This is a genomic window from Tunicatimonas sp. (assembly GCF_049647865.1).
Classification (GTDB): Bacteria; Bacteroidota; Bacteroidia; order Cytophagales; family Cyclobacteriaceae; genus Tunicatimonas.
On sequence record NZ_JBARYM010000769.1, the window covers coordinates 1 to 3,880 of the forward strand.

The following is a 3,880-nucleotide window of genomic DNA, read 5'->3' on the forward strand; positions in this document are numbered from 1 at the left end:
TGGTCTAGGTAGTGATCTAACGAAGTAAGAGTATCTTGGTAGAGGTTACGAATTATATTACCCACCTGAATATGCTGAGAAATAGAATTAACAAAAGAAACAAACATAGCCAAACTAACTAAGCTGAATAGAACAGTGAGTAAGATTGATAAGTGCGGAACCTGAAATGTATACAACAACGATTGAATACTAGATAGTACCAATATAGAATACAGGATTGTACCTAAATAGGTACCTATTACTACTTGATGGAAGCGACGGCTAATAAGGCCCGGTAGTACCCGGGGCGAATAGTTTGAGGCTGCTTGGTTGAGCACAATCATTACCATACTGAAGCTGAATACCATTAAGGAGAGCATTCCACCCACAATAGAACCCAACAATGCCCGAGCACTAGCCGGGTGAATCAGATTTTTAACTCCAAGAGAATAGCTAATTAAGTTCTCGGGCGACGATTCATCTAAATACAAAGTGAGAAACGATAGCAGCAAAAAACCGGTAGCTAACAAAGAGGGAATAAAGGCAATACTGGAAAGTATGTTTAGTAATTGTCTTCGTAGCCAACGGCGAATAGAACGGGAAGCCATAGATAGTTATTCAGATATATACTCCTAACTGTTTGACTGCCCGGCTGTTTCAGTAACCTTTTAAGAAGAGTGTTAAGCTAAAACATAAGGAAATAATGCTGCCGGGTAGTTAGAGGGCGAAAAAAAACCAAACCAGCGTCAAATAGGTCTATTGATAGCGTGACTCGCGGATGCTGAATAATGGTTTTCCAAGCCTTTCGCATCTCGAAGGACCAATGAATATCATCGAAAACCAGAATACTATTTTCGCTCGTTCTATCCAGCAGTTGAGAAAAGTACCGTAGCGTAGGTTCAAGTCGGTGATTAGCATCCACGTAGGCTAAATCCACCTGAGGTATTTCTTCTAGTAATTGAGGAAGGGTGTGGTCGATATTTCCTTCTCGTAATTCAATATTCTGACAGTTGAAATCTGCAAAAGCCTGGCCCGCAACGTTAGCAATTTTAGTACTACCTTCCAGCGTGTACACCGTAGTTCGATTATCGGCTAGAGCCAAATACAGCGTTGTAACCCCCAAAGAGGTACCCAGTTCCACCACATACTGTGGTTTTTGAAATTGCATTAAGTTGTAGAGAAAGCATCCGAATTTAGGGGTGCTTAGTGTATGGCGAGCAATACTTTTTACTAGGCGAACATTAGAAGCACTGACGGTAGAAGCTGCCCCTATTGATTCAGCTAATACTTCTTCCTTTGACTTTAGCAAATTATTGCGGTACTGCTCAATTTGCTCGAAACTTGATTGAGCTTGAGTAGTACGAATTACTTGCTGATAGAACTGATAGATAAACGGGGCATGGAGAGAATGTTGGTTTACCGCGTTGAGCCAATGATGCCAGTGGCCTACTATTAGGGAGCGCCTTTGCCAAAGCGAAAGCATACAGAGAATTAATTAACCCGATAAGGAGCGATCAGGGTAAATTCAGGAATCACCGCTCGAAATTGCTTTCCATCGGTGATTCGTTCCATCAAGAAAGTGCCCTTCATTTTGCCAATTCCTGATTTAAGGTTGCAACCCGATACATATTGGTGCTGTTGCTGAGGTTCTAAGGTGGGCTGCTTACCAATTACGCCTTCGCCCTCTACATCTCGCTGCGGGTATCCGGCATCAATTACTTCCCAGTGACGACGTAATAACTTTACGGTAAAATTACTGTTATTCTCAATGGTAACCTGATAGGTAAATACATAGTGGCTTTGGCTGGGATCAGAATACTCCGGTTGATATTCCGTCTCAACAGTGACTCTTACGCCTTCTGTTATTTCTGTTACCATAGTTTTATTTACGCCGAAAGTTAATGATAAGTTCACAATAAACTACACAAATCACTATGGATGTACGTATTGCTCCTTCGTGGAAGGAAAAGCTAGCTGATGAATTTAACAAACCTTATTTTGTATCACTTGCCGAATTTCTTCGTTCCGAATACAAAAATCAGGTGGTGTATCCGCCAGGAAAGGAAATTTTTCGTGCCTTTGACCTTACTCCCTTCGATCAGGTAAAAGTAGTCATCCTTGGGCAAGATCCTTACCACGGTCCTAAACAAGCTAATGGGTTAGCATTTTCGGTACGCGATGGTATTACGAAACCGCCCTCGCTCATCAATATTTTCAAGGAGATCAAAAATGAGTACGATAAACCCATTCCGGATAGTGGAAATTTAGAACGCTGGGCGCAACAGGGAGTTTTATTAATTAATTCTACCCTTACAGTACGGGCGCGACAGGCTGGTTCGCACCAAAAGAAAGGTTGGGAGCAGTTTACCGATGCTGTGATTCAGAAGGTTTCAGACGAACAGGAAAACATCGTGTTTCTACTGTGGGGAGCGTATGCGCAAAAGAAAGGGGCCATCATTGATGAAAGCAAACACCACGTACTAAAATCAGCCCATCCTTCGCCCTTTGCCGCCGACCGCGGTTTCTTCGGCAATGAGCACTTTAAGCAAGCGAACGAATACCTTAAACAACAGGGTAAGGAAGAGATTGAGTGGTAGTTATATTAAATAAAAATGGCTTTTTCATCTTTGACGCCTTAGAACGTATAACGTAGGATCGTTCTATCTCTTACGTGCGTAAGTTAAGGTCTAAAACAAAGTGTTTTATTACTGCTGTAGTTACCGGAATAGCTTATCTTAGAATTTTTATTAGAAAAATCTAAGTAAATATGTTAAAAGTTATAAATTTTATCAAGTCTGAGTCGTTTATTTTTATAACATTAGTTCTTGTTCTCTTTGGCCAGACTGTACATACTACTTACTTGTTTGAAAAAGTCCGTGTATCCGATTTAAGCTTCTATTATGATGGTGTTCGGATAAACGCGGTGAATTGGCTTCATGCTATTGTGTTCGCCATCGTTATTGAGGCAGCTATATTAATGTTTATCCTGCATGGCAAACGTTTGGCCTCTAATATTTACGCAGTTGCTTCATTCGCTATCAACATGCTATACTATGCCCCTTGGGATGCAGATATTCCTCAGATTGTAACTACTACGCTAATCAGTGCTATGCTGTCTGGATCAATATGGTTTTTTTCAGATTTATTTGCCGAAAAGGTAATGAATGATAGAGAAGATATGAGCCAGACTATCTTATCGGAGCTTGCTCCAGGATCACATAAGATGAACTTTAAAACTACCTTTCCTGAGAACCGATAGGTTCAAGTTATCAAGGAGAGACAATCTACTCAATTAAATTTAGTAGCCGACTCCAGCGAATTTTGCTGAAAAAGCTTTCGTTGGGGTCAATAGAGAGCCAGATAAAGAATGCTTTGCCTACGATATGGTCGGCAGGAACAAATCCCCAGAAACGAGAGTCCAGCGAATTGTGGCGGTTGTCGCCCATCATAAAGTAGTAGTTCTGCTTAAACGTGTAAGTGTCTACCGCTTCGCCATCGATGTATAATTTTCCGTCCCGCTTTTCTACCTCATCGTGCCCTTCGTAGTACTTGATGACGTACTCGTACTTTGTAATATTTTCATCGGTTAGCTCAATTTGTTGTCCCTCGGATGGAACTTCTAATGGCCCAAAGAAGTCAGCATTCCACGGATAAACGCTGGGATCAGGGTAAATTTCGGGGTTCACCTGATCTTTAGAAGTGGTAGCCGAATTAACTGCACTTACGAAAGGCAGAGCTTCAAACTGGGCGGCTACTTCGGGGGTAAGGTAGGCAATGTAGCCGTCGGAAGTCCGATTAAACTCCCAAACTCCGTACTTATCAAAAACCCGCTGATTGATTACTTGCTCAGTAGCAATAAAGTAGCGATACTGCACTCCGGGAGGATCAGAGAACACATCGC

General features: G+C 41.8%; 6 protein-coding genes. 2 read left to right on the forward strand and 4 right to left on the reverse strand.

All coding sequences use genetic code 11. From position 1 onward, the window contains the following. The 3 genes from WBA23_RS22410 to apaG all read right to left on the reverse strand — a co-directional run. On the reverse strand, positions 1–587 hold a 587-nt coding region (locus WBA23_RS22410), incomplete at its 3' end, for a DUF2254 family protein (protein ID WP_424584510.1). Between the two features lie 77 nt (positions 588–664). Next, complete coding sequence (locus WBA23_RS22415) at positions 665–1,462, reverse strand: O-methyltransferase (protein WP_424584511.1); 798 nt, start codon at positions 1,460–1,462, stop codon at positions 665–667. Positions 1,463–1,470: 8 nt separating this feature from the next. Then, positions 1,471–1,857, reverse strand: a complete 387-nt coding sequence (gene apaG / locus WBA23_RS22420; protein ID WP_424584512.1) for a Co2+/Mg2+ efflux protein ApaG — start codon at positions 1,855–1,857, stop codon at positions 1,471–1,473. A 56-nt stretch (positions 1,858–1,913) separates the two neighbouring features. Between apaG and ung the strand changes: the two genes are divergently transcribed. Together ung and WBA23_RS22430 are read left to right on the forward strand one after the other, a co-directional pair. After that, positions 1,914–2,576, forward strand: coding sequence for a uracil-DNA glycosylase (gene ung, locus WBA23_RS22425; protein ID WP_424584513.1), 663 nt, complete (start codon positions 1,914–1,916; stop codon positions 2,574–2,576). Positions 2,577–2,839: 263 nt separating this feature from the next. Then, on the forward strand, positions 2,840–3,238 hold the full coding sequence (locus WBA23_RS22430; protein ID WP_424584514.1) for a hypothetical protein: 399 nt from the start codon (positions 2,840–2,842) through the stop codon (positions 3,236–3,238). Between the two features lie 25 nt (positions 3,239–3,263). Here the strand turns inward: WBA23_RS22430 and lepB are convergent. Then, positions 3,264–3,880 (reverse strand): signal peptidase I (lepB, locus tag WBA23_RS22435; protein ID WP_424584515.1); only part of this gene is annotated, 617 nt, incomplete at its 5' end.